Raw genomic sequence first — 22438 nt, 5'->3', positions numbered from 1 at the left:
TCATGACATCGCCAAAGCTCGACCGCCGCCAGATGCTGAAGCTCGAGGCCGCCGCGATCGCAGCCGCCGCCGCCGGCATGCCGGCGCCGGCGCTCGCCGCCAATCTCGTCACCGAGCGCGAGACATCCGAACTGAAATGGGACAAGGCCGCCTGCCGCTTCTGCGGCACCGGCTGCTCGGTGATGGTCGCGACCAAGGACAACCGCGTCGTCGCCACCCATGGCGACATCAAGGCCGAAGTCAATCGCGGCCTCAACTGCGTCAAGGGCTACTTCCTCTCCAAGATCATGTACGGCCATGACCGCCTGACCCAGCCGATGCTGCGCAAGACGAACGGCAAGTACGACAAGAACGGCGATTTCACGCCTGTGTCGTGGACCGAAGCCTTCGACATCATGGAGGTGAAGTGGAAGGAGACGCTGAAGAAGCGCGGGCCCAACGGCGTCGCCATGTTCGGCTCCGGCCAGTGGACGGTCTGGGAAGGCTATGCCGCCTCAAAGCTGATGAAGGCGGGCTTCCGCACCAACAATCTTGACCCCAATGCAAGGCACTGCATGGCCTCCGCGGTCGCCGGCATGATGCGCACCTTCGGCATCGACGAGCCCGCCGGCTGCTATGACGACATCGAAGCCACCGATGCCTTCGTGCTGTGGGGCTCCAACATGGCGGAGATGCACCCGATCCTGTGGACGCGCCTGACCGATCGCCGGCTGTCCGCGCCGCATGTCCGCGTCGCCGTGCTCTCGACCTTCGAGCACCGCTCGTTCGACCTCGCCGATATCGGCATGGTGTTCAAGCCGCAGACCGACCTCTACCTTCTCAACGCCATCGCCAACCACATCATCAAGACCGGCCGGGTCAACAAGGACTTTGTTGCCGCCCATACCATTTTCAGGCGCGGCCAGACCGATATTGGTTATGGTTTGCGGCCCGAGCATCCGCTCCAGAAGAAGGCGACAGGCGCGGCCAAGGCCAACGACTCCACCGACATGAGCTACGACGAATTCGTCAAGTTCGTCTCGGAGTATACGCTGGAGAAGGCGGCCGAGATGTCCGGCGTGCCGCTGAACCGGCTGGAGGCACTCGCCGAGCTCTATGCCGATCCCAAGACCAAGGTGGTCTCGTTCTGGACCATGGGCTTCAACCAGCACACCCGCGGCGTCTGGTGCAACAACCTCGTCTACAACATCCATCTGCTGACCGGAAAAATCTCCTCGCCCGGCAACAGCCCGTTCTCGCTCACCGGCCAGCCCTCGGCCTGCGGCACCGCGCGTGAGGTCGGCACCTTCTCGCATCGGCTCCCGGCCGACATGGTCGTGACCAACAAGGAGCATCGCGACAAGGCCGAACATATCTGGCAGCTGCCCGAGGGCACCATTTCCGACAAGAACGGCGCGCACGCCGTGCTGCAGAGCCGGATGCTGAAGGACGGCCTGATCAACGCCTATTGGGTGCAGGTCAACAACAACCTCCAGGCCGGACCGAACGCCAACGAAGAGACCTATCCGGGCTTCCGCAACCCCGACAATTTCATCGTGGTCTCGGATGCCTATCCGACGGTGACGGCGCTCGCGGCCGACCTCATTTTGCCGACAGCGATGTGGGTCGAGAAGGAAGGCGCCTACGGCAATGCCGAGCGTCGCACGCAGTTCTGGCATCAACTCGTCACCGCGCCGGGCGAAGCGAAGTCCGACCTCTGGCAGCTGATGGAGTTCTCCAAGCGCTTCAAGATCGAGGAGGTCTGGACGGAGGAGCTGATTGCCAAGAAGCCGGACGTTCGCGGCAAGACGCTGTTCGACGTGCTCTACCGCAACGGGCAGGTCGATAAATTTCCGGCCTCGGAGATCGAGCAGGGTTATCTCAACGAGGAGTCGAAGGCGTTCGGCTTCTACGTGCAGAAGGGGCTCTTCGAGGAATACGCCTCGTTCGGCCGCGGCCATGGCCACGACCTCGCGCCGTTCGAGAGCTATCACCGGGAGCGCGGCCTGCGCTGGCCGGTGGTCAACGGCCAGGAAACGAAATGGCGTTTCCGCGAGGGCAGCGATCCCTATGTCAAGCAGGGCGCGGACGTACAGTTCTACGGTTACCCGGACGGCAAGGCGCGCATCTTCGCCCTGCCTTACGAGCCGCCGGCGGAATCACCCGACAGCGACTACCCATTCTGGCTCTCGACCGGCCGCGTGCTGGAGCACTGGCATTCCGGCACCATGACGCGCCGCGTGCCCGAGCTCTACAAGGCGTTCCCCGAGGCCGTGTGCTTCATGCATCCGGACGATGCACAGGAAGCGAAGATCCGGCGCGGCGACGAGGTCAAGGTGGTATCCCGCCGCGGCTTCATCCGCGCACGCGTCGAGACGCGCGGCCGCGACCGTCCGCCGCGTGGCCTGGTGTTCGTGCCCTGGTTCGACGAGTCCAAGCTGATTAACAAGGTGACGCTCGACGCCACAGATCCGATCTCGTTTCAGGCTGACTTCAAGAAGTGCGCCGTGCGCATCGAACGGGTGGGCCTGTCATGATGAAACGATCCGCAATCGTGCTGCTCGCCGTCGCGATCGCCGCGGGCGCGAGCTCGCTGACCGCGCAGACGGTGACATCGGGCCTGCGCGGCCCGACCCCGCTCAACGAGGAAGCACCAGCGCCGCCGATGCTGCCGAACCGCAATACGTCCGAGAGGGAGTCGCGCAACTATCCGGAGCAGCCGCCGGTGATCCCGCACACGATCGACGGCTACCAGATCGATCTCAACGGCAACAAATGCCTGTCCTGCCACGCGCGGGCGCGCACCGCGGAATCGCAGGCGCCGATGGTCTCGATCACGCATTTCATGGATCGCGACGGCCAGTTCCTGGCTTCGATCTCACCGCGGCGTTTCTGGTGCACCGAATGCCACGTACCGCAGAACACCGCCACGCCGCCTGTTAGCAACGACTTCATCGACATCGACACGCTGCTGTCGCGCGCCAGCCCTGGTGGCCGGCGATGACGACGACCCCCGGCGAGTCCCCGGAAAAATTGAAGCCAAAGCGCAGCTTCATTCTGCGCTGCTGGGACTTTGCGCTCGAGCTGTGGCAGGTGCTGATCCGGCCAAGCTCGGTGTTCGGGCTCGGCGTGCTGGTGCTGGCGGGCTTTGCGGCCGGCGTGATCTTCTGGGGTGGCTTCAACACCGCGCTGGAGCTGACCAACACTGAAAAATTCTGCACCGGCTGCCACGAGATGCGCGAAAACGTCTTCGCCGAGCTGAAATCGACCATTCATTTCAGCAACCGCTCCGGCGTGCGCGCGACCTGCCCGGACTGCCATGTGCCGCACAACTGGACCGACAAGATCGCGCGCAAGATGCAGGCCTCCAAGGAGGTCTGGGGCAAGATCTTCGGCACGATCGACACGCGCGAGAAGTTCCTGGATCACCGGCTCGAGCTTGCCGCGCATGAATGGGCGCGCTTCAAGGCCAATGATTCGCTTGAATGCCGCAATTGCCACAGCGCCGATTCCATGGACATCACAAAGCAGTCGCCGCGGGCCTCGGTGGCGCATCAGCGCTTCCTGTTCACGGGCGAAAAGACCTGCATCGACTGCCACAAGGGCATCGCCCACCATCTGCCCGACATGCGCGGCGTTCCCGGCTGGCAATAGGGGACTGGGCCGCTTGAACCGGCGGGGGGAATGGTTAGTTTTGGGGGATGGCGAATCGCCTCGATTTCGCCCTTCCTCAAGACAGACATGGCCACTTTCACCCCGCATCAGGATGCCGCGCTAAAAGCTGTTGGCGATTGGCTCAAGGCCAAGCCCGGCCGCAACGGCACGCCGCCGGTGTTCCGCCTGTTCGGCTTTGCCGGCACCGGCAAGACCACCTTGGCGCGGCACATCGCCGACGGCGTCGACGGCGAGGTGAAATTCGCTGCCTTCACCGGCAAGGCCGCGCTGGTGATGCGCAACAAGGGCTGCGACGACGCTTCCACCATCCACTCGCTGATCTACCGCGCCCGTGAATCCGGCGAGGAGCAGCCGAGCTTCGAGCTCTGGGACGACGCGCCGGCCTCGAAGGCCAAGCTGATCGTGATCGACGAATGCTCGATGGTCGATGCGGAGCTTGGGCGGGACCTGATGTCGTTCGATTGCCCGCTGCTGGTGCTGGGCGATCCCGCGCAGCTTCCGCCGATCCAGGGCGCCGGCTTCTTCACCAACACCGAGCCGGACGCGATGCTGACCGAAGTGCATCGCCAGGCCCAGGACGATCCGATCGTGCGGATGTCGATGGACGTCCGCGAAGGCCGTAACCTCGATATCGGCCGCTACGGCGAGAGCGAGGTGGTGTCGCGCAAGGAGCTCGATCCCGACCGCGTCATGAGCGCCGACCAGATCCTGGTCGGTCGCAACAACACCCGCCGTGCCTACAACACCCGCTTCCGCCAGCGCCAGAACATCGAGGATCAGTTTCCGGTCGCTGGCGACAAGCTGGTCTGCCTGCGCAACAACCGCAAGAAGGGCCTATTCAACGGCGGCCTGTGGCGCGTGAAGTCGCGCAACACCTCGCGCTCCAAGTCGCGCATCCTCAGCATGCGGTTGTCGCCCGACGAGGATCTTGGGCACAAGGTGACGAAGGTCTCAGTGCGTACCGACTGTTTCGAGGGCGGCGTCGAGGCGATCGCCTGGGAGCAGCGCAAGCCCTACGACGAGTTCGACTTCGGCTATGTGCTGACCGTGCACAAGTCGCAGGGCTCGCAATGGGACGACGTCGTGCTGTTCGACGAAAGCTTCGCGTTCCAAGAGTCCAGGGCGAGGTGGCTGTACACGGGGATTACGAGGGCGGCGAAGCGGCTGAGCATTGTTGTGTAGTGTCGTAGGGTGGGTTAGCCGAAGGCGTAACCCACCTCTTTAATCTCCGCGGCGACAGAAGTGGTGGGTTACGTTCGCTAATCTAACCCACCTTACGATTCCTCACTTCCCCGCAACGAAATAAAAATCGTCCCGCCCCGAAGGCGAGCCATACGTGAACGGCTGCTGCTCGTGCTTGGTCGCGGTCCAGACGTCGTCGCGGACGATGTCGAATAGTTTTCGGATCTCTATGCGCGGCTCCTTGATCTCGCGCGCGAGCGCGGTGGAGAACGGGCTGTCGGCACCATTGTCGCCGTCGATCGCGGTCTCGCCGTGCTTGGCGGCGTAGACCACCATGAAACCAGCGCCAGGCTCGATGTTGGAAAAGCCCTTGTCGACCAGCTTCAGCGACAAGGTGTGCTGCATGGTCGGCGCAAACGGATTGTCGCGGCAGGCGTCCAGAATCACGAGGCGCACTTTTCGTGCGGCGCCGACGGCGGCGATCACCTGCTCCAGTGCAACGGCTTGAGTCTCGGCGTCCCTGTCGGCAGCAAGCTTGGCGTCAACAGGAACGAGATAATTCACCCCGCCGATCTCGAAACCGTGGCCGGCGTAATAGACCACCGCCCAGTCGGCTTTCTCCGCTTCGTCAGCAAAAGTCTTCAGCGCGTCGAAGAATTTGTCGCGGGTCAGATCGGTGGCCGAAATCACGGTCTGGAATCCGACATCGTGCAGCACGCTCGCGATCAGTTTCGAGTCGCGTGGAGGATTGGGCAAGGCATGAACGTTCTTGTAGGCGCCGTTGCCGATCACCAGCGCAACGCGGCGCCCGCTGGGCGCGCGCCCCGGCGTTTGCGGCGTCAATGCGGCGAGCCGCTCCTGCGCGATCGCGCGGGCACGCGCGACGTCGAACTCGTCGAACTTCGTCAGCGAATAGGCCGCCGCGCGGTAGTCGGCACGAGCCTGGGCGAGATCTTTCTTGCGCTCGTAGAGCTGACCGCGGCCGGAATGGGCGCGTACATTGTTCGGGTTAAGCTGAAGCGCGGTGTTGTAGTCCTTCAGCGCCGCGTCGAGATCGCCCTTCATCATGCTGACATCGGCACGATTGTTGATCGCAAAGACGCTCTTCGGTTGCCGCTCGACCAGACCGTTGCAATCGGCAAAGGCCAGATCATATTTGCCCATCAGGCCGTAGGTGATGCAACGATTACCCGCGATCTGCTGCGCGGTCGGATCGATCTTCTCGGCTTCCGCGAAATCGGCGATCGCACCGTCATAGTCCTTCATTAGCGTGCGCACGCGGGCACGATTGGTCCAGCCGAGCAGGAATTTGGGCGTGTACTTGATTGACAGGTTAAAATCGTCGAGCGCGCTTTGCAGAGCGCCCCGGCGCAGCTGAATGGTGCCGCGATTGTTGTAGGCGAAACCGAAATTCGCCCGCTTCTGGATGGCAAGATTGTAGTCAGCCAGCGCGAGCTCATCCTCGCCCTTGTGCTCGTGGGCGACGCCGCGCACGTTGATGGCACCGACATTGTCCGGATCGATCTCGATGGCGGATGTCAGTGCCTCGATCGCATGGTCATAGTCGCGCTTGCTGATCAGCGCATTTCCACGCACGACGAGCGCGAGCGACTTGTCCTTGCCGGTCACGCGGTCGGCGTTGAGCAGATTGTCGCAGGCCGCCGCACGGGCCTGAACCTCCGCCTGGCGATCGCGGCAGGTGGCGAGATCGTCGCCAGGCTGGGGTTCGGCCGCGGCGATTACGGCGCCGGAGACGAGTATGACGAATGTCAGGGGGACGATGCGCAGCATGTTGTCAGGTCAGCTCCAGCCACCACATTTTAAGTCGATCGGCGATCGCGCGGGTTCATCTAGCGCGGAGTTCCTCATCTCGCCAAGCCGGGCCGTAGCCGGACTATCTTGGGCGGCGTTTTTCACAGACTCGTGTCCGTCCGGGCGTAACAATCGCGGGCTACGGCCGTATCTCAGGTAGCCGATACGCCGCCGGGCAGACTGTTCGCCCGCCCCCAACCGCCCTAGACTATCAGGCCTTCCGAAAGAGGATCCGCCATGCGCCGCCCCGCCCTCCTGCCCCTGCTTGCCGCCACCACCGCCCTGACGCTGGCCTTTGCCTTGCCGTCCCGGGCCGCTGAAGACGCCGTCGTGATCCCCGCCCCCGCCGTGGACGCTGCGCCCGTAAGCGGCATCCAGACCGCGGTGATCGCCGGCGGCTGCTTCTGGGGTGTGCAGGGTGTGTTCCAGCACACCGCCGGTGTCGTCAACGCGGTCTCCGGCTATGCCGGCGGCAGCAAGGCGACCGCCGACTATCACACCGTGTCGTCCGGCACGACCGGGCACGCGGAATCTGTCGAGATCAAATACGATCCGAAGAAGATCTCCTACGGCAAGATCCTCCAGATCTACTTCTCGGTGGCACACGACCCGACCCAGCTCAACCGCCAGGGCCCCGACACCGGTACGCAATATCGCTCGGCGATCTTCACCACCTCCGACGAGCAGAAGAAGGTCGCAGAGGCCTATATCACCCAGCTCAACGGCGCCAAGGTCTTCAGCAAGCCGATCGTGACCAAGGTCGGCGCACTGGAGGCGTTCTACCCGGCGGAGGCCTATCACCAGGACTATCTGACGCTGCATCCGAGCCAGCCCTATATCGCCTACAACGACATCCCGAAGCTTGAGAACCTGAAAAAACTGTTCGCGGATAACTATATTGAAAAGCCGACGCTGGTGAGTGCCAGCAAGGCGACCAACTGATCGCGAGATCATCGAAAACAACATCACCAAAAAAACGGGAGACCCATGCCCGACACCAAGACGAAAACCACGGACGACAAGGTCATCAAGAGCGAAGAGCAGTGGCGCAGTGAATTGACGCCGATGCAGTACGCAGTGCTGCGCGAGAAGGCGACCGAGCGTCCCTTCTCCGGCGAGTATGAGCACGATCACCGCGCCGGCACCTATGTCTGCGCCGGCTGCGGCAATGCGCTGTTCGAATCCGACGCCAAGTTCGATTCCGGCTGCGGCTGGCCGAGCTTCACCCAGCCGGCCGTCGAGAGCCATGTCGACGAGGAGCACGATGCGACCCACGGCATGGTCCGCACCGAGGTGCTCTGCTCCAAATGCAGCGGCCATCTTGGCCATGTTTTCCCCGACGGCCCCGGGCCGACGGGCCTGCGCTACTGCATCAACTCGGCTTCGCTGAAGCTCGAGCCGAAATAACATCGCGCGCCGCCAGTTCCGGCATGGAACCCGGCGGCGCGATGTGCTTTTCTTCTCTGGCGGTCGGCCGGTCATCGCATTTCGGCGGCCGCCAGGGAGGATGCCATGTCAATCGGGACCATCCTGATCATCCTGGTGATCATCTATCTGCTCGGCGGAATGTCAGGCCGCATCGGCGGCTATGGCTACGGCATGGGCCATTCCGGCATGGGGATCGGCGGAGTCGTGCTCGTAGTGCTGGTCGTGCTGTTGCTCCTCGGCAAGTTGTAAACCATATAAAGCATTGAAAATGCTTGGTTTATGACACTTGCGGACCTGCCATGCGCGGATTCATCATCTCCCATCGCGGGGGTCGCATTTCCGTCAAATCGGACTATATTAGAGGACGAAAATGACGTGCGCGGCGGGCTCCAGGGATCGGGGCCACCGCCCACCCAAACCCCACGCGCTTAAAGCCCCAGAGAGATCACGAGGTCTTTGACCATGCGTCCACTGCGTCCGTTCAACTTCAACACATCCGCCGAACTCTTCCCTGCCGCGATCCGCAAGAAGAAGCGGGCGGGCTTTACTTATCGGCGGTTCGGCACCGCGGCCGAAGCCGTGCAGTTCGCGATGGAGCAGTTGCCGACGGACTCGCTGAACGGCGCCTATCTCCAGGTCGAGGAAGCCCGGTTCGACCAGAACGGCATCCGTTCGCTCTATGAGAGCGAAGCGTTCCCGCTGGAGCGCCACCGCAAGCCCGAGCCGGTCGAGAGCGCCGACGCCGACGCGGCGTAAACTTTTCGCAATCCTTTCGATATGCGCTGAAAGCGCGATGGCCAAACGGCCGTCGCGCTTTTCGCGTTGTAGGGAAAGAAACGGCTCAGATACGCGGCTGCTTGTCGAGCCAGCGGCGCAACAGGCGGACGTTGCGCATGTTGGCGCGAAACATGACGTCGAAGGCGTCGCCCGCGAGCGGCACGATGCCGACCACACCGTCGACCGCGACATTGCCGAGCATCCGCGCCGTGAGATACCAGGGCGCGCCCAGCGCACGGGCCTCGCGCACCAGCCACAGCGAGATCGCGGTGGTGATGATGTCGCCGACGATCGGGATCAGCCCGATCAGCCCGTCGATGCCGTAGCGGATGTTGGTGCCGGGCAGGACGAAGGCGACGTCGAGCAGCTTTGCGAGCGCCTCGAGCCGCGCGATCCGCTGTTCCCGCGTCAGGTTGCCGAACGGGTTGCCAGCGAATGGACTATCTTTGCCGAACTCGAAGCGAAACTCGCGAAACCCCTGCTCCAGCGCCTCGGGCCGGATCTCGTGGCCCTCCTGGTCGATGATGGGCCCTCGCGCCTCGCCGCCCGGAAAGGGGGCGCGCGAACGGCCTCCGGAACGGGATTGGCGCGGAGCAATAATGTCGTCGTCTGACATGGTCATGGCCTGGAGGAAACGCGCCAGCGCGGCGGAAGTTGCTGCACTGCGCCCGAAGGTCGCGCGCTCAGGTCGCTGCCGCCGCCGGTAGCGGCTCCTCGACATATCGGTGCACCAGCCAGGATGAAAGCACCGCCGGCACGAAACCGACCAGGCCATACAGGATGAACTGCACCGCGCCCGAATCCGACCCGCGCGAGCTGTAGGTCAGCGCAGCCAGGATGAAGGCGAACAGGCCGACCAGCAGCATCCGCAGCGCCGGCCCGATCCGCCTTATGTGGAGCAGGATGTCGTCCACCGCGCCGATCATCAGCGACGGCAGGAAGCCGAAAAGATAGCTGTATTGCAGGGTCTTGAAGAACACCACGAACAGCTTGCCGACCTCGCCGAGATTGGTCTGGGTCCAGTAGCCGGACTGGTAGGTCGTCGTCAGCAGCAGCAAGAACCCGCCCACGAACGGACCAACGAGCGCAAACACCAGATAGCGTTTCATCAAGTACTCCTCATACTCAGCGCCTTTTATAGCAGCGCGGCGGGAACCTTGGATAGCGGGGTTGCGGGCTGTTTGGAGGAACAAGCGGCAAGGCGACGAGTTCAGACAGGAGTTGAAATTCACCTGTCCGTTTTGGAGCTGCCGATGTCTCGTAAAATGTTGTTCCTGGCGACGATCACACTGACGGCCCTCGGCGGCCTGACGAATGCGCCGGTTCTGGCGCAAGGCCATATGGGCTCGCCGCAGGAGCAGAAGGCCTGCTCGCGCGACGCCTCGCGGCTATGCCGCAAGGATCTCGGCAATGACGGTGCAGTGCAGTCGTGCCTGATGGGCAACCGGGCCAAGCTGTCGAGATCTTGCAGCAAGGTGTTCGAGAGCCACGGCATGTGAGTTCGTGCAGGCATGTTGCGTGACGAACGCGCAACAATTGCGAATTCCTTTGCGCCTCCCATTGAAGCTTCGCGACAATGGCGCATACTTGGCTCGGGCGGCGCAGCACTTTTCGATTCGAACATCACGAGAGATCGAGCGACCACATGCAGGGTTCTCCCTGCGTGAAGGCTGTGACATGCGGCAAATCAAGCTGCGTGCGGCGCCCCAAAAACCAAGCGGCTCAAGCCCACTGAACTCGGGGACGCATTTTCATGACACGCTACCAGACCATCGCCACGCTATTCGCCTTCGCCACCACCGCCATCGCATTCCAGACATCGCCCGGCCTCGCCTTCTCATCCGAAGCCCAGCAGATGTGCTCGGGCGATGCGATGCGGCTGTGCTCCAGTGAAATCCCCGACATCCCGCGCATCAGGGCCTGCATGGTGCGGAACAAGGCGAATGTTAGCCCGGGCTGCCGCGCCGTGATGGACCGCGAGGCAGCGGCCGCAGCAGCGACGCGCAAGCGGGAAGCGGCCGCGCAGTAGGTCCATCTGGACGTCATTCCGGAGCGACGCGTAGCGTCGAGCCCGGAATCCATCGTGCAGTACGTGATGCGGAAAAATGGATTCCGGGCTCGCGCTTCGCGCGCCCCGGAATGACAGAATTGGCTTAGGTTCGACCTAGTCGCCCCACTGGGCGAAGGCGTCGTTGAAGGCGCGCTCGCCGGGGGCGCCCTTCTCGATGGCGATGATGGCGCGGCGCTGGTTGGCGTAGACCAGCGGCACGTCGAACCAGGAACGCTCCTTCAGGAGCTGGACGTTGCGGGCACGGTCGGCGTCGACATTGGAGAGGCCGACCAGGAAGAAGCCGTCGGTGACCTTCACGGCGAGGCCCGCGAGCGGCGTGCCGCGCGCCTGCTCGTTCGACTTCATCAAGATGCCCGGCACGTTGGCGACGCTGCCGCCCGGAAAATCCGGCGGCAGGATGAAGGTCAGCTCAGCCGTGTGGCTCGCAGGCAGCGACGAGTCGGTGTTGCGGCGGAACGACATCGTCATCTTGAACTTGCGGTCCGGAATTTCGATGTCGGCGCGCACGGCGACGTCGGCCTTCTGGTTGCCCGACGCCTTGATCGGCTCGAGCCGCCACACCACCGAGCCGACATATTGCTTGCCCTTGGGATCGGACGGATCCTCGTCATAGAGCACGACCTTCTGCGCCACCGGCGCGACCGGCTGATCGCTCGCCGAAGGCTGGCCAACGCGATCCGGAATCTTGGGCTTGCTCTGCGGCTGCGAGGTATCCTTCGGCGCCTCCACCACCTGGGTGGGCGAGGACTTGAACAGGCCGCTCGCGGTCTGGACCAGCGACTTGCCCCAGAGGATGCCGGCGCCGACCAGGATCAGTACGATGCCGATGGCGATCGCGCTCTTGAACGGAAAGATCGAGCCGGCACGCTTGGGCTTCTTGGCATCGCGGCCGAGGACGGGGATGTGCGGGCGCCCCGACGCTTGCCGCGGCGGATAGCGCTCGGCCTCTTCAACCGACTCGTCATAGGAATAGGGCGCGTCCGGCTCGGCGGCGCGGTTTTCCAGGCTCGGCTCGAGCCGGTCGAATTCCGGCGAGGGCGAGGGCACGTTGGCGTAGGTGCGACGCGCGGCGCGGTTGGCCTGCGCGGCGGCACCGCCGAGATCATTGACGTCAGCGGTAATGTCACGAAAGCCGCGCACGCCCGGGGCCGGCGGCGGCGGTGGCGGCGGTCCGGCTTCAGGTCGGCGCGCGGCGGGGCGATCACGTCCGGCCGGTGGAGGGCTGGGCGGCTCGGGCGGAGCCGGCTGGCGCGGCGCATCGAAACGCGGGGCGCGCGGCGGACGCTGGGCATCGCCCTGGTCGTCGTCGCCAAGAGGCGGTCGGTCGGTGCGCGGCGGCGGTGCAGCCGGACGGGCACGCGGGGGAGCAGCCGGCTGAGGCGATGCAGGCGGATTGCTCTCAGTGGCGCGGGCGCTGGCTCGGCGGAAGGCATCGCCGCTGCTGCCGCCACTGCGAGCGCCGCCACCCGGACGCGAGGCCTCGCGGGCGCGCTGGGCAGCCTCCGATTCGACCTTGCGGACAGCCTCTTCCAGAGACAGCCGTTCGCGGGTGATCTCGGATTCGGAGAGCGGCGGCTGCACGCTGCGGAGCTGCGCGATCAGAGCCGTGCGCGCCCGCTCATAGAGCGCGCGACGGCTTTCGCCGGGAGCGTTGGGGTCCAGGGCGGCAATAGCGCGGGCGATCAGCGGATAGTAATCAGCCATTTGAACTCAACTAGCGCACGTCCCGGTAAGATATCGTTAAGCCTCAAACGGATTTTGCACCAGAATAGTATCCTCGCGTTCGGGGCTGGTGGAAAGCAGTGCGACCGGGCACCCCACCAATTCCTCAATCCGGCGGACATATTTGATGGCCTGGGCCGGCAGGTCGGCCCAGGACCGCGCGCCGGCGGTCGGCTCCTTCCAGCCCTCGATGGTCTCCCAGATCGGCTCGACCCGGGCCTGCGCGCCCTCGCCGGCCGGGAAATAATCGATCTCCTTGCCGTCGAGCTTGTAGCCGACGCAGACCTCGATCGAATCGAAGCCGTCGAGGATGTCGAGCTTGGTCAGCGCCAGGCCGTTGATGCCGCAGGTCCGCACGGTTTGACGGACCAGCACGGCATCAAACCAGCCGCAGCGGCGCTTGCGTCCGGTATTGACCCCGAACTCGCGGCCGCGACGGCCGATCTCCTCGCCGATCTCGTTCAGGAGCTCGGTCGGAAACGGACCCTGGCCGACCCGGGTCGTATAGGCCTTGCAGATCCCGAGTACGTAGCCGACCCCGCCCGGACCGATGCCCGTTCCGATCGCAGCCTGCGCCGCCACCGTGTTGGACGAAGTCACGTAGGGATATGTGCCGTGGTCGACGTCGAGCAGCGCGCCCTGCGCGCCCTCGAACAGTATCCGCTTGCCGGCGCGCCGCTCGATGTCGAGCAGCCGCCACACCGTCTCGGCGTAGGGCAGCAGTTGCGGCGCGAACGCGGTCAGTTCGGCCAGGATCTCCTTGCCGTCGAACTCAGGCAGGTTGAGGCCACGGCGCAATGCGTTGTGGTGAGCAAGGAGCCGGTCGATCTTGTGCGGCAGCGTGTCGAGGTCGGCGAGGTCCATCAGGCGGATTGCGCGGCGGCCGACCTTGTCCTCGTAAGCCGGCCCGATGCCGCGACGGGTGGTACCGATCGCGGTCGCGGAGTTGGAGGACTCGCGCAGGGCGTCGAGCTCACGATGCAACGGCAGGATCAGGGTAACGTTCTCGGCGACGCGCAGATTTTCCGGGCCGACCGCCACGCCCTGTCCGCGCAGCTTGGCGACCTCGTCGAGGAAGGCCTGCGGATCGAACACGACGCCGTTGCCGATCACCGCCAGTTTCGACGGGCGCAACACGCCGGAGGGCAGCAGCGCGAGCTTGTAGGTCTCGCCATTGATCACCAGCGTATGGCCGGCATTATGGCCGCCCTGGAAGCGCGCGACGATGTCCGCCTGCTCCGACAACCAGTCGACGATCTTGCCCTTTCCTTCGTCGCCCCACTGGGCGCCGACGACGACAACATTGGCCATTCGCGGGTAATCCTTCGAAGAATTTCTCTGTAAGTGGCATGATCCAAACGGAAAACCGGTACCCACTTTTCCGGAATCATGCCTGCGCCCAGCCCAATTCCCGGCCCAAGGCCGTTCGCACGCGAGGCAGCCCAACCGGATAAAGGAAGCGGCCTCTCTAGGCAAGCAAGAACGGGGCTTTTTCAGGGCTCGGAGGCCACTCCAAGCCTTTGATATCCCCGGAAAATCCGGAAACCTTCCAAGACGATGCGCTCCCTTCGACCAAAGCGTGAGAGGCAGCCCAAGCCGCTGCATGGTCGCGATGCATCCGCCACCCGTTGCCGCAACGTCGATTTCCGTGTCTTTGAACCGGGCCGGGTATTGACCGGCCCGGACATCGCCGGGCCGAAGGCTCCGGCGCACTCCACGCGGAGCAATAACAAGCAAAATGTCCGCCACCGGCCAGACCACCAGCACCGACGAGCCCGGCCAGAACTGGATCGCCAACCAGCCTTATCTCCTGCTCAGCATCACCGCGCTGTGCTGGGCCGGCAATGCGGTTGTCGGCCGGCTCGCGGCCGGCCACATCCCGCCGGTCACGCTGTCGTTCCTGCGTTGGACCTTCGCCTTCCTGCTGGTGCTGCCGTTCGCCTGGAAGCATCTCGCACAGGACTGGCCCGCAATCCGCAGCAAGCTCGGCCTGATGATCGTGCTGTCGATCACCGGCATCGGGGCCTTCAACACCCTGCAATATTGGGCGCTGGAGCATACCCAGGCACTCAACACGCTTCTGTTGCAGTCGGCCGCGCCGCTGGTCGTGGCGCTGTGGTCGCTGGCCATCCTCGGCATCCGCCTCACCCCGGCGCAGGCCTTCGGCGTGCTGCTCTCGATGTGCGGCGTGCTGATCATCCTGCTGCACGGCGATTTCACCACGCTCTCGAACATCGACTTCAACAAGGGCGACCTGATCTTCCTCGTCGCGCTCATCATTTTCGCGCTCTATTCGGTGCTGACCCTGAAACGTCCGCCGATGCACGGCCTGTCGTTCCTCGCCTTCACCTTCGGCGCCGGCGCGGCCTGTCTCATTCCGCTGGAGATCTGGGAATTGTCCGCGCGTCCGGTGATGAAGCTCGACGGGCCGAACCTGCTGACGCTGTTCTATGTGTCGCTGTTTCCGTCGACGCTCGCCTATCTCTGCTTCAATCGCGGTGTCAGGCTGATCGGCGCCAACCGCGCCGCGCCGTTCTTCCACGTCGTGCCGGTGTTCGGCTCGATCATGGCGATGGCCTTTCTGGGCGAACACCCGCAGGCGTTCCACTTCATCGGCTTCGCGCTGGTGCTGTCGGGGGTGTTCGTGGCTTCGAGGAAGCAGACGAGCTAACGCGTCGTGAACTTGCTGTACGCCTCGCTGGTCGCGATGATCACGTGCTCGGCGCAGCCGTTGACGCGATGCGGATCGGCCTCGGTCTCGTAGGCCTCCGACGTCATCATGTCGAGGAAGGCCGCGACGCTGGGATAGAAGACCAGCGCGACGAAATCCCACTCATTGCCGTCGTGCGGGCCAAGCGCGACCGTCTTGGCTTCGCCGGTCCAGAGCAGCGTGCCGCCGCGCGCCTTGATCATGGGCACGGTGATCGCGCTGTAGCGCAAGTACGCGTCCCAGCCGGAACCGTCGCCGTCGCGCGAGCGCGCGTGGAAGCGCATCAGGTTCAGCATGACCACCGGCGCGCTTGAATCGAGCCGCTCCAGGCCTTCGATGTTCAACATATTAACCGCCAATGACGCCTCCTCAGGTCATGCTGCATTGTAGCCTTGCGGCCGCGTGACTTGTGTCACGACAGCGATCCGGCGCAAGGTCGTATCCAACGCCAATGACGATCGCTCCGCCCGCGCCACCGGCCTCGAATGCGGCCAGTTGGCTCAATAACCAACCATACCTGCTGCTCAGCCTGAGCTCGCTGTTCTGGGCCGGCAACATCGTGCTCGCACGCCATGTCGGCGCGCATGTGCCGCCGCTGACGGTGACCACGATCCGCTGGTTCGGCGTCTTCCTGATCCTGCTGCCGTTCTCATGGCCGCATCTGAAGCGCGACTGGCCGGCGTTGCGCAAGAGCTTGCCGCTGATGCTGTTCCTGTCGCTGGTCGGCTTCGCCTTCAACAATGCAATCTCGTACTGGGCCCTGCAATATACCGAGGCGCTGAACGCGCTGCTGATTCAGTCGGCTGGACCGCTGTTTGTAGCGCTGTGGTCGCTGGTGCTGTTCGGCGTGGGGCTGACGGGTGCACAGCTCGCCGGCATCGCGATCTCGCTTGCGGGCGTGCTCGTCATCATCCTGCACGGCGATTTCGCCGCGCTGGCCAGCATCAGCTTCAACAGGGGCGACATCATGTTCGCCTCCTCGCTGGTGGCGTTCGGAATCTACTCCGCCTTCATCCCGCGTCGGCCGAAGGTTCATCAGCTGTCGTTTCTCTCCTTCACCACCTGCTGCGGCGCGATGATGCTGTTGCCGACGGCGATCTGGGAGGCCTGGAGCGGCCACGTCATCCAATTCGACACGGTGACGCTGGCGACGCTCGGCTACATCCTGATCTTTCCCTCGACGCTCGCCTATCTCTTCTTCAACCGCGGCGTCGCGCTGATCGGGCCGAACCGCGCCGCGCCGTTTTTCCATCTGGTGCCGGTGGTCGGCTCGGCGATGGCGATCCTCCTGCTCGGCGAAAAGCTCCAGCCGTTCCACCTGATCGGCTACGCGCTGGTGCTCGCGGGCGTCGTGATCGCATCGCGCCAGGGCTCGGCGGTGAAGTAATTCCGCGCCGCGGGCGCGAGTGCGCGCCTCTGCCGTCTTCCGGTTTCGATTTGGACCCGCTAGGTTCCCCGCCAACTAAAAAGAGGGAACGTCCAAACATGCTGTCATCGCTCACCCGCGCCCTGCGCACCGCCGGCGCGGCCATGCTGTGTCTCGCCGCCGCGTCCGCCGCGCAGGCCGACAATTGGCCCAGCCGCAACATCACGCTGGTGCTGCCGTTCGCGGCAGGCAGCGGCACCGACACCACGACGCGGCTGATCTCGCAGCATTTGTCGCAGGCGCTCGGCGTCGGCATCGTGATCGAGAACAAGGCCGGCGCCAACGGCATGATCGCCGCGACCTATGTCGCGCGCTCGGCGCCCGACGGCTACACGCTGCTGGTCACCACCAATACCACGCATTCGGCCAATCCGTTTCTGCTCAAGAGCCTGACCTACGATCCGGTGAAGGATTTCACCCCGATCGCGCGCACCGGCGACCTGCCATTCATGCTGGTGATTCACCCCGAGGTGCCGGCCAAGACCGTCGGTGAGCTCGTTGCCTATGGCAAGGCCAATCCGGGCAAGCTGAGCTACGCCTCGGGCTCGTCCTCGGCGATCGTGTCGGGTGCGACCTTTGCGCATAATGCCGGGCTCGACCTGTTGCACGTGCCCTACAAGAGTTCGCCGCCCGCGCTCAACGACGTCATGGGCGGCCGCGTCTCGATGATGTTCGTCGACATCCTGACCGGCCTGCCGCACGTCAACGGCAACGCGCTGCGGGCGCTCGCGGTGACGACCAAGGACCGCACGCCGCTGGTGCCGAACCTCCCCTCGATGCAGGAGGCCGGCGTGCCCGACTTCGACATCTCGTCGTGGCAGGGCTATTTCGGCCCGGCCGGCATGCCGAAGGAGATCGTGACACGGCTCAACGCCGAGATCAGGAAGATCGTCGAGAAGCCGGAGATCAAGGCGCAGCTCGCAACGCTGGGCATGGACGCCTTCTCCGGCACGCCGGAGCAGCTCGGCACGTTTGTGAACGAGCAGCTCGTGCTGTGGGAGAAGTTGATCAAGGACGCCGGGATCGAGAAGCAGTAGAGGCGTAACCGCTCAATCGTTCTCCGTCATGGCCGGGACAAGCCCGGGCATGACGACAGAGTGGAATGCACTAGGCTTACGCCGCGCGCACCTTGGCGAGGAAGCCGTCGACCGCGCTACGCAGCGCGCCGGACTGGCTGTCCAGCTCGCGGGCGTTGGTGAGCACGTCGGTGGCTGCGTTGCCGGTCGCTTCCGCGGCCGAGGTGACGCTGCCGATATTGGCATTGATCTCGCTCGATCCGGCCGCGACCGACTGGATGTTGCGGGCGATCTCACGGGTCGCTTCGCCCTGTTGCTCGATGGACGAGGAGATGCCGGCGGTAATCTCGCTCATCTCGGCAATGGTCTGGGTGATGCCGGCAATGGCCGAGACCGCGTCGCTTGTCGAGGTCTGCATCGCCGCGACCTGGGCGGAGATTTCCTCGGTCGCCTTGGCGGTCTGGTTGGCCAGCGCCTTGACCTCGGAGGCGACGACCGCGAAGCCGCGGCCGGATTCGCCAGCGCGCGCCGCCTCGATGGTGGCGTTGAGCGCGAGCAGATTGGTCTGCGCCGCGATCGAATGAATGAGCTTGACCACCTCGCCGATCTTCTCGGCTCCAGTGGAGAGCTCCTGCACCGTGGCGTTGGTACGCTCGGCGTCGTTGACCGCGCGGCTCGCCACTTCGGTCGAGCGCGTCACCTGGCGGGAGATTTCCGCAACCGAGCTCGACAGCTCTTCGGCGGCGGCGGCGACCGTGCCGACATTGCCGGAGGCCTTCTGCGAAGCCGCACCGACGGTCGCCGCCCGCGACGAGGCGTCGCTGGCGGTCGCCGTCATCGACTGTGCCGTCGACTGCATGCCGGCTGCGGCCGAGGAGACCGAGCGGACGATGCCGTTGACGCTGCGTTCGAAGTCGCTGGCGATGCCTTCCATCGCGCTGCGGCGTTCCGACGCGGCACGCTCCTTGGCCGCCGCCTCGGTCTGCTCGAGGCCACGGATGCGGACAGCATTGTCCTTGAAGATCTGGACGGTCGACGCCATCGCACCGACCTCGTCGCCACGGCCGACGCCGGGGATGTCGCCCTCGAGCTTGCCGTCGGCAAGATCCTTCATGCGGGCACCGAGCTGCGCCAGCGGACGGCTGATGCTGCGGCCGATCATCCAGGCGACGCTGCCGGCGACGATGACGATGGCCAGCATCGCGAGGCCGAGCGACCAGAACACCGGGCTCATCTTGGCGTCGATGTCGTCGAGATAGGCGCCGGTGCCGAGATACATGTCGAGGCCGGGGACGGCGACGGCGTAGCCGATCTTGCGGATCAGCCCTTCCACACCCGGCTTCGCATATTCATAGTACAGCAGGATCGAGCCGTTGGCCTTTGCGCCGTCCATGAGCTCCCAAGACAGCTTGCGGCCGTTGGTGAGAACTTCCATGCGGTTGGTGCCGATCTGCTTCGGATCGGGCGCGAGCTGGGTGATGCCATCATAAGACGTGCCGAACAGATAGCCCGAGCCGTTGTCATAGGTCATCGCGTTGCCGTAACGGCGAAGATCGGCCATGGCCGCGTCCTTCGTCATCTCGCCGGCATCGATCCGCTTCTTCAGCGTGATGGCATAGTTGCGGCCCATCTCGACGATCGCTTTGGCCTGGTCGATGCGCGCGTTCACCATTTCGCGCTTCATCAGGTATCCGGCGAGAACCCCGGAGATGCACAGGCCGAACAAGGTGACGCCGACAAGAATGCCAAGCTTGGGGGCGATCTTCAGATTGCTCAACTTCAAGGGATGGCTCCGGAGGTAAAAGGGATACGGGCGCGCGAGTGAATCGATTGGAAATTGAATCAACTTTTAGTATGTGACCCCTTATCAACCTGTTACGGGCGGCTCCGTAGAAGCCCGGTAGAAACGCCTAAACCGCCGAACAAATCGCAGCACCGGCAACCGATGATTGTACGCGACCGCCTCGATTTCGCGTAAAAGACGTAAAGGCCCGCCCACAGGGACGGGTCACAACAAGAACCGACAAACCAAATCGGGAGCGGGAAATGCCGAAATACAGGGTGGTGACGCCGAAGGGCGCGAGCTTCACGGTCGCCGGCAGCGACTATTCGTATGAGCGCGAGGCGCTCGATCCGATCGATGCCGAGATCGTCGAGGCACCCGCCAACGAGGCCGAATTCATCGCCGCCGCGAAAAACGCCGATGCCATCTACGCCAAGGGCATCCCGATCACCAAGACCATCATCGACGCACTGGAGAGTTGCAAAGTCATCACGCTCGGCTCGGTCGGCGTCGACAGCGTCGACATCAAGGCCGCTACCGCCCGCGGCATTCCCGTCACCAACATCCCCGATACCTTCATCGAGGAAGTCGCCGACCACGCCATGACGCTGCTGCTGGCCGGTTTCCGCCGCCTGGTCGAGCAGGACAAGATGGTGCGCACCGGGCGCTGGGCCGAGGGCCGGCCGGCACTCTTGAAGATTCCCCGGCTGATGGGCCAGACGCTCGGCTTCATCTCGTTCGGCCGCGTCGCGCGTGCGGTCGCGAAGCGGGCCTCCCCGTTCGGCTTGCGCATGATGGCCTACGATCCCTTCATCCAGGAAACGCTGATGTACGATCACGGCGTGATGCCGGCGACGCTGAACGAGGTGCTGTCGCAATCCGACTTCGTCTCGATGCACGCGCCCGCCCGGCCCGAGGTGCATCACATGCTGACCGAGAAGCATTTTCGGCAGATGAAGAAGGGCTCGATCTTCATCAACACCGGCCGCGGCGCCACGGTGGACGAGGAGAGCCTGATCAAGGCGCTGCAGGAAGGCTGGATCGCGCACGCCGCGCTCGACGTGCTGGAGAAGGAGCCGCCCTCCCACAACAATCCCATTCTCAGCATGGAGAACGTGACCCTGACCGCCCATGTCGCCTCGGCATCGGCACGGTTCGACGAGGCGCGCAAGCGCCGCGTGGGCTACGAATTGTCACTGGTGCTTCAGGGCATGTGGCCGGTAAGCTGCGTCAACCCGTCGGTGCTGCAAGACACCGCGCTCCGCCGCTGGCAGCCCGTCAGCATGGATCGCGGACCGAACAGCTAGGCGGCCGGCGCAATACGCGCTGAAAGACCGGCAAAAGTCCGGAACGGCCCTTCACCGGCGATCAACGCCGGGAAGGGAAACATCACAGGGAGGAACTGATGAGGAACGACATCACACGTCGTGATGCCTTGGCGCTGGGCCTGTCCGCTGCGGCCGTCGCGGCAACCGGTGCTCCGGCGAATGCCCAATCCGCGATCAAGGCCGCGGACGTCCCCGCCCCGAAACTGCCGATCGAGAAGGGCGCAACGCTGCGCATGCTGCGGCCGGTGCGCTTCGTCCAGGCCGACGAAGACGTGTTCCGCGCCAATGCGGCCAAGTTCACCAAGGACACCGGCGTCGAGGTCAAGGTCGATTTCGTCGGCTGGGAGGACATCAACCAGCAGACCGCGGTGACCGCCAATTCAGGCGCCGGCCCCGACATCATCATCGGCTTCTCCGATGCTCCGCACATCTATATCGACAAGCTGATCGAGCTGACCGACGTGGCCGACTATGTCGGCAAGCGTTATGGCGGCTGGCTGCCTCTGGCACAGCGCTACGGCAAGAAGAACAAGAGCGACACCTGGATCGGATTGCCGTTCGGCGCCACCGGGGGTCCCCTGCTCTACCGCAAATCGATCCTGCAATCGGTCGGTTTCGACAAGGTGCCGGAAGACCATGCCGGAATCCTCGACCTGTGCCAGAAACTCCAAAAGGCCGGCAAGCCGGCCGGCTTCGCGCTCGGCAACGCCAAGGGCGACGGCAACGGCTTCGCGAACTGGGCGCTGTGGTCGCACAACGCCTCCTTGCTCGATGAAGACGGCAACGTCGTCATCAACAGCAAGGAGACGATCGCAGCACTGAACTGGGTCAAGCAGCTCTACCCGACCTTCATCGCCGGCACGACGTCGTGGAACGACGTCAGCAACAACCGCGCCTACGCCGCGCAGGAGATCGCGCTGACCGCCAACGGCGTCTCGCTGTATTTCTCTCTCAAGAACGATCCGGCGACCAAGGCGATCGCCGACGACACTGAACATCAGTTGCTGCCGAAGGGCGTGGCCAAGGTCTCGCCGATGGCGGGCCTGACGCTGAACGCCATGGCATTCAAGCACAGCCAGTACCCCAACGCCGCAAAGGCCTTCCTGCAATACATGCTGGAAGAGGACCAGTACGAGCCGTGGCTCAACGCCAACTCCGGCTACTGGGCCCAGCCGCTGGCTGCTTATGCGGATGCCGCCGTGTGGTCGCAGGATCCGAAGGTGAAGCTGTTCAAGGACACGATGAACAGCACCTATTACGACGGCTACGCGGGTCCGATCTCGACCGCGACCGGCGCCGTCAGCGCCGACTACGTGCTGATTCAGATGTTCGCCTCCGTTGCGACCGGCGCGGCCACGCCGGAGGCCGCCGCAGCGGAAGCCGAGCAGCGCTGCAAGCGGTACTTCCGGCGGCAGAAGTAGCGACCGACGACGAAAGCAGCGGTCATTGCGAGGAGCACTTGCGACGAAGCAATCCAGACTATCGCCGCGGAGACAGACTGGATTGCTTCGCTTCGCTCGCAATGACGG

The 22438-nt window shown here is 64.2% G+C and carries 22 protein-coding genes; 15 read left to right on the top strand and 7 right to left on the bottom strand.

Going from position 1 to position 22438, the window contains the following annotated elements; translation table 11 throughout:
• Nucleotides 1-2: 2 nt before the first annotated feature.
• The 4 genes from napA (at nucleotide 3) to ACPPVR_RS07870 (ending at nucleotide 4836) form a co-directional block, all read left to right on the top strand.
• A complete protein-coding gene (gene napA, locus ACPPVR_RS07885; RefSeq protein ID WP_426613668.1) occupies nucleotides 3-2516 on the top strand; it encodes a nitrate reductase catalytic subunit NapA in 2514 nt (837 codons plus the stop codon).
• A complete protein-coding gene (locus ACPPVR_RS07880; protein WP_426613667.1) occupies nucleotides 2513-2983 on the top strand; it encodes a nitrate reductase cytochrome c-type subunit in 471 nt (156 codons plus the stop codon). Before napA ends, ACPPVR_RS07880 begins: the two co-directional genes overlap by 4 nt.
• On the top strand, nucleotides 2980-3633 hold the full coding sequence (locus ACPPVR_RS07875; protein WP_426613666.1) for a NapC/NirT family cytochrome c: 654 nt from the start codon (nucleotides 2980-2982) through the stop codon (nucleotides 3631-3633). The genes ACPPVR_RS07880 and ACPPVR_RS07875 overlap by 4 nt, the downstream gene beginning before the upstream one ends.
• Nucleotides 3634-3720: 87 nt before the next feature.
• Entirely contained in the window at nucleotides 3721-4836 is a 1116-nt protein-coding gene (locus ACPPVR_RS07870; protein WP_426613665.1) for an ATP-dependent DNA helicase, read from the top strand.
• A 102-nt stretch (nucleotides 4837-4938) separates the two neighbouring features.
• Here the strand turns inward: ACPPVR_RS07870 and ACPPVR_RS07865 are convergent, their stop codons facing one another.
• The gene (locus ACPPVR_RS07865; RefSeq protein WP_426613664.1) at nucleotides 4939-6627 is read right to left on the bottom strand and encodes a caspase family protein; all 1689 of its coding nucleotides are present in this window, start codon (nucleotides 6625-6627) and stop codon (nucleotides 4939-4941) included.
• Nucleotides 6628-6885: 258 nt separating this feature from the next.
• On the opposite strand from ACPPVR_RS07865, the gene msrA reads away from it, so the two are divergent.
• The 4 genes from msrA (at nucleotide 6886) to ACPPVR_RS07845 (ending at nucleotide 8832) form a co-directional block, all read left to right on the top strand.
• Nucleotides 6886-7590: a peptide-methionine (S)-S-oxide reductase MsrA gene (gene msrA, locus ACPPVR_RS07860; RefSeq protein WP_426613663.1), complete on the top strand. Its 705-nt coding sequence runs from the start codon at nucleotides 6886-6888 to the stop codon at nucleotides 7588-7590.
• Nucleotides 7591-7635: 45 nt separating this feature from the next.
• Entirely contained in the window at nucleotides 7636-8055 is a 420-nt protein-coding gene (gene msrB, locus ACPPVR_RS07855; RefSeq protein WP_426613662.1) for a peptide-methionine (R)-S-oxide reductase MsrB, read from the top strand.
• 105 nt (nucleotides 8056-8160) lie between these two features.
• Nucleotides 8161-8325, top strand: coding sequence for a DUF3309 family protein (locus tag ACPPVR_RS07850; RefSeq protein ID WP_426613661.1), 165 nt, complete (start codon nucleotides 8161-8163; stop codon nucleotides 8323-8325).
• A gap of 213 nt (nucleotides 8326-8538) precedes the next feature.
• On the top strand, nucleotides 8539-8832 hold the full coding sequence (locus ACPPVR_RS07845; RefSeq protein ID WP_092034847.1) for a hypothetical protein: 294 nt from the start codon (nucleotides 8539-8541) through the stop codon (nucleotides 8830-8832).
• Between the two features lie 85 nt (nucleotides 8833-8917).
• Here the strand turns inward: ACPPVR_RS07845 and ACPPVR_RS07840 are convergent, their stop codons facing one another.
• Together ACPPVR_RS07840 and ACPPVR_RS07835 are read right to left on the bottom strand one after the other, a co-directional pair.
• Complete coding sequence (locus tag ACPPVR_RS07840; RefSeq protein ID WP_426616048.1) at nucleotides 8918-9475, bottom strand: DUF4112 domain-containing protein; 558 nt, start codon at nucleotides 9473-9475, stop codon at nucleotides 8918-8920.
• A 61-nt stretch (nucleotides 9476-9536) separates the two neighbouring features.
• The gene (locus tag ACPPVR_RS07835) at nucleotides 9537-9962 is read right to left on the bottom strand and encodes a DUF5413 family protein (RefSeq protein ID WP_426613660.1); all 426 of its coding nucleotides are present in this window, start codon (nucleotides 9960-9962) and stop codon (nucleotides 9537-9539) included.
• Between the two features lie 144 nt (nucleotides 9963-10106).
• On the opposite strand from ACPPVR_RS07835, the gene ACPPVR_RS07830 reads away from it, so the two are divergent.
• Entirely contained in the window at nucleotides 10107-10352 is a 246-nt protein-coding gene (locus tag ACPPVR_RS07830; protein ID WP_426613659.1) for a cysteine rich repeat-containing protein, read from the top strand.
• Between the two features lie 254 nt (nucleotides 10353-10606).
• Nucleotides 10607-10882: a hypothetical protein gene (locus tag ACPPVR_RS07825; protein WP_426613658.1), complete on the top strand. Its 276-nt coding sequence runs from the start codon at nucleotides 10607-10609 to the stop codon at nucleotides 10880-10882.
• A gap of 135 nt (nucleotides 10883-11017) precedes the next feature.
• Here the strand turns inward: ACPPVR_RS07825 and ACPPVR_RS07820 are convergent, their stop codons facing one another.
• A complete protein-coding gene (locus ACPPVR_RS07820) occupies nucleotides 11018-12628 on the bottom strand; it encodes a hypothetical protein (RefSeq protein ID WP_426613657.1) in 1611 nt (536 codons plus the stop codon).
• A gap of 36 nt (nucleotides 12629-12664) precedes the next feature.
• The gene (locus tag ACPPVR_RS07815; RefSeq protein WP_426613656.1) at nucleotides 12665-13957 is read right to left on the bottom strand and encodes an adenylosuccinate synthase; all 1293 of its coding nucleotides are present in this window, start codon (nucleotides 13955-13957) and stop codon (nucleotides 12665-12667) included.
• Between the two features lie 427 nt (nucleotides 13958-14384).
• Between ACPPVR_RS07815 and ACPPVR_RS07810 the strand changes: the two genes are divergently transcribed.
• On the top strand, nucleotides 14385-15317 hold the full coding sequence (locus ACPPVR_RS07810; protein WP_426613655.1) for a DMT family transporter: 933 nt from the start codon (nucleotides 14385-14387) through the stop codon (nucleotides 15315-15317).
• Here the strand turns inward: ACPPVR_RS07810 and ACPPVR_RS07805 are convergent.
• Nucleotides 15314-15703, bottom strand: coding sequence for a DUF1330 domain-containing protein (locus ACPPVR_RS07805; RefSeq protein WP_426613654.1), 390 nt, complete (start codon nucleotides 15701-15703; stop codon nucleotides 15314-15316). The genes ACPPVR_RS07810 and ACPPVR_RS07805 overlap by 4 nt on opposite strands.
• Before the next feature lie 104 nt (nucleotides 15704-15807).
• Between ACPPVR_RS07805 and ACPPVR_RS07800 the strand changes: the two genes are divergently transcribed.
• Together ACPPVR_RS07800 and ACPPVR_RS07795 are read left to right on the top strand one after the other, a co-directional pair.
• Nucleotides 15808-16743 (top strand): DMT family transporter, encoded by a 936-nt coding sequence (locus tag ACPPVR_RS07800; RefSeq protein WP_426613653.1) that lies wholly within the window; start codon nucleotides 15808-15810, stop codon nucleotides 16741-16743.
• 98 nt (nucleotides 16744-16841) lie between these two features.
• Nucleotides 16842-17819, top strand: a complete 978-nt coding sequence (locus ACPPVR_RS07795; protein WP_426613652.1) for a Bug family tripartite tricarboxylate transporter substrate binding protein — start codon at nucleotides 16842-16844, stop codon at nucleotides 17817-17819.
• Between the two features lie 76 nt (nucleotides 17820-17895).
• On the opposite strand, the gene ACPPVR_RS07790 is transcribed toward ACPPVR_RS07795, so the two are convergent.
• The gene (locus ACPPVR_RS07790) at nucleotides 17896-19581 is read right to left on the bottom strand and encodes a methyl-accepting chemotaxis protein (protein ID WP_426613651.1); all 1686 of its coding nucleotides are present in this window, start codon (nucleotides 19579-19581) and stop codon (nucleotides 17896-17898) included.
• A 263-nt stretch (nucleotides 19582-19844) separates the two neighbouring features.
• Between ACPPVR_RS07790 and ACPPVR_RS07785 the strand changes: the two genes are divergently transcribed.
• Both ACPPVR_RS07785 and ACPPVR_RS07780 read left to right on the top strand, forming a co-directional pair.
• Nucleotides 19845-20888: a C-terminal binding protein gene (locus tag ACPPVR_RS07785; protein ID WP_426613650.1), complete on the top strand. Its 1044-nt coding sequence runs from the start codon at nucleotides 19845-19847 to the stop codon at nucleotides 20886-20888.
• Nucleotides 20889-20986: 98 nt separating this feature from the next.
• Nucleotides 20987-22330, top strand: a complete 1344-nt coding sequence (locus ACPPVR_RS07780; RefSeq protein ID WP_426613649.1) for an ABC transporter substrate-binding protein — start codon at nucleotides 20987-20989, stop codon at nucleotides 22328-22330.
• The last annotated feature ends 108 nt before the right edge of the window (nucleotides 22331-22438 follow it).

Origin of the sequence: Bradyrhizobium sp. McL0616 (genome assembly GCF_049993385.1) — a bacterium.
Taxonomy (GTDB): Bacteria; Pseudomonadota; Alphaproteobacteria; order Rhizobiales; family Xanthobacteraceae; genus Bradyrhizobium.
This window is presented reverse-complemented; position numbering and strand designations above follow the sequence as displayed.